A 2,949-nucleotide genomic window follows, 5' to 3' on the forward strand; every position below is an offset into this window, starting at 1 on the left:
CCATCCAACGCGCTGCCCGCACCCAGACCGCCTACGGCACCCTGCCAGCCTTCGTGCGCCTCGATGCCGGCGGCCGCACCGGCTATTCCGGCGTCGGCACCTCCGGCACGCAGCAGCGCATCGGCCAGGCCTATCCCGTCATCGGCACCGACAGCTTCGGCCGTGACCAGCAGTTCATGAACGTAGACAAGGTGTTCATCCAGTTCGCCGGGCTCACCGCCGTTCGCGCCTCCTCGTTCTTCGACTTCTACGCCCACGACTTCGAGTTCGCCGCCGCGACCGCCGGTTCGGACAACTTCTCGACCAACCTGCTCGCCTACACCGCCACGGTCGGCAACGGCCTGTCGGCCACGATCTCGATCGAAGACCCGGTGTTCCGCCGGACCCCGATCTTCTCGCCGTTCAACATTGCAGCGACTGTCAGCACCGGCAGCGTGCAGAACTTCGGCGTGACCAACCAGCCGACCCCGATCTTCGTCGGTCCGGGCCGCTACGGCAACGTCGACAGCATCGAGCGCTCGCGTCTGCCCGACTTCGTCGGCGTCGTGCGCCTCGACCAGGCCTGGGGTTCGGCCCAGCTCTCCGCCGCGACCCACGAGCTGAACATCGGCAACCTCTCGACCGCGGCCAGCACCGGAACCGGCCCGGTCCTCGTCCCGGCCCATACGCGCAACGTCCAGGGCTTCGCGGTGCAGGGCGGCCTGAAGATCAACACGCCGTTCATCGCCCCGGGCGACGCCCTCTACCTGCAGGGTGCCTACGGCGAGGGCGCACAGCTCTACACCGGCTACTCCGCCTACACCGGCTCGTACACGCAGAGCACCACGACCATCCAGGGCCAGAAGTTCGCCCAGTACTTCTCCGACGCGACCGTCAACCCGTTCACCGGGCAGCTGCAGACCTCGACGAGCTTCACGGCCGTCGCCTCGTACCTGCACTACTGGACGCCGGAATGGCGCTCGGCCTTCTTCGGCTCCTACGGCGAGCAGAGCTTCTCCAACGGCGCCCGCCTCGCCCAGGGTGCGATCTACAACCTCGTGAGCGGCCTGGCCGGCAGCAACCCGTTCGGCTCGAACGCCGTCGGCACGCCCGGCACCCGGTTCTACAACCTGAGCCAGGCGCTTCGCGACACCTACCAGTTCGTGGCGGGCGGCAGCATCATCTGGTCGCCGGTCAAGGACCTCGATATCGGCGTGGAGGCCTTCTACACGCAGATCGGCCTGAAGAACGGCCGGGCGATCGACCTCGACAAGAGCCCGACCGCCTACGCCAACGTCGCCGGCATCAACAACGGCACCTTCGCGGTCGGCACCGCGACGCAGGACTCGGTCTCGCAGGTCCGCTTCCGCGTCCAGCGCGACTTCTGATCCGAGGCGCCGGGGCTTCGGCCCCGGTCGCTTGCCTCCGTCACGTCTCAAGGCTCGGCTTCGGCCGGGCCTTTTTTGTTGCGCCGGCGGTGCGATGATCCCTCACCCGCCCCTGTGAGATCGCGCAGGCGCGCCACCGGGTCGGCGCTGCCCGTATCGGCGCCACGCCGATGCCGGATCACGGCGCCGCTGTTCAGACCTCGCGCCTGCGGATCGCGGCGCGGTGAAGCCGACAGCCTGGATCATGCCTGCCGGCGTCATTTAAGCCCTGCCGGCGGCCCGGCGGTTGCCGCCCTTTGGACCGTCACGGCGCGGGCTGCCGTCCCACGGGCGGCTGCAGGCGGCCGAACAGACCCTCCCTGACCCACCGCGCGGTCGCCGCGACACCGCGCGGTCGCCGCGACCCGGCCGAGAATCACGTCCGCGCCTGAGTCCGCGCCGGATTCGCCGGCGCGGCGCGTTTCCCGATTTGGTTGTGCGCGGAGAGGTCGTTGCCCGCTTTGGGTGCGGATCGGCCGCGGCCGGGCCGCGTCGCTGCGCTCGGAGCGCCCCAGAGATCGCGGCACGACAATCGCCGTCTCGATTGCTCTCCATCTGATCCAATAAGCTTGGATGGAAGATCGATTTTAAAATAAGCCACCAAGATTTCTAAATAAAAGACATCGAAGAAATTCAAATCAAGTCTATAGATTGTGCCATGTCTGCAACAATCTCGGCTTACACTATTGTGACTCTTCAATCGAAGTTGCGATCCCGAGTTCGTTTGCACATTGTGCTCACGCATCGGTGAATCTCGGCATCGAGATCCCGAACAACTTCGTCATAAATAGGCGAGTTGCGCAAACAATAAGCCGTCAGCGTGGAAATACACTGCGTTGATGGTGATATCGGGTCTCGAAGCTTTGGAGATATCTATGAAGCTCTTGAAGGGCTCGCTGCTCGGGTCTGCCGTCGCCTTCGCGGCGGTGGGCGCCGCGCACGCCGCCGACCTGCCGGTTAAGAAGGCCGTGCCGATCGAATACGTCCGCGTCTGCACCGCCTACGGTGCCGGCTTATTTTACATCTTCGGAACCGACACCTGCCTGCGGATCTCGGGCCGCGCCCGGTTCGAGGGCGGGTATATGACCAGTTCCTCGCGCGGGTCCGGCAACGGCGACACGTCCGGCTATCAGGGCCGGATGCGCATCAACCTCGACGCCCGCACCCAGACCGCCTACGGCACCCTGCGCGCCTTCGTGCGCCTCGATGCCGGCGCCCGCACCGGCTATTCCGGCGTCGGCACCTCCGGCACGCAGACGCGCATCGGCCAAGCCTACAATGCCACAGGTGTCGACGCAGCCGGCCGGGCGCAGCAGTTCATGAACGTCGACAAGGCGTTCATCCAGTTCGCTGGCCTGACCGCCGGTCGCGCCTCCTCGTTCTTCGAATTCTACGCCCACGACTTCGAGATAACGTGCAGCACGCTCGGATCCGACAATTCGTCGACCAGCCTGCTCGCCTACACCGCCACGTTCGGGAACGGCCTGTCGGCGACGCTCTCGATCGAAGACCCGGTCTACCGCCGCAGCGCGATCTTCGCGCC

At 66.1% G+C, this 2,949-nt stretch carries 2 protein-coding genes; both read left to right on the forward strand.

Annotated features, from left to right (window positions below; genetic code table 11):
* Nucleotides 1–1,367, forward strand: a 1,367-nt coding sequence (locus MKK75_RS22665) for a porin (RefSeq protein ID WP_244044773.1), incomplete at its 5' end; no start/stop codon positions are given.
* 914 nt (nucleotides 1,368–2,281) lie between these two features.
* Nucleotides 2,282–2,949, forward strand: a 668-nt coding sequence (locus tag MKK75_RS22670; protein ID WP_244044774.1) for a porin, incomplete at its 3' end; no start/stop codon positions are given.

Origin of the sequence: Methylobacterium sp. J-030 (genome assembly GCF_022829545.1) — a bacterium.
In the GTDB taxonomy this organism is placed as follows: Bacteria; Pseudomonadota; Alphaproteobacteria; order Rhizobiales; family Beijerinckiaceae; genus Methylobacterium.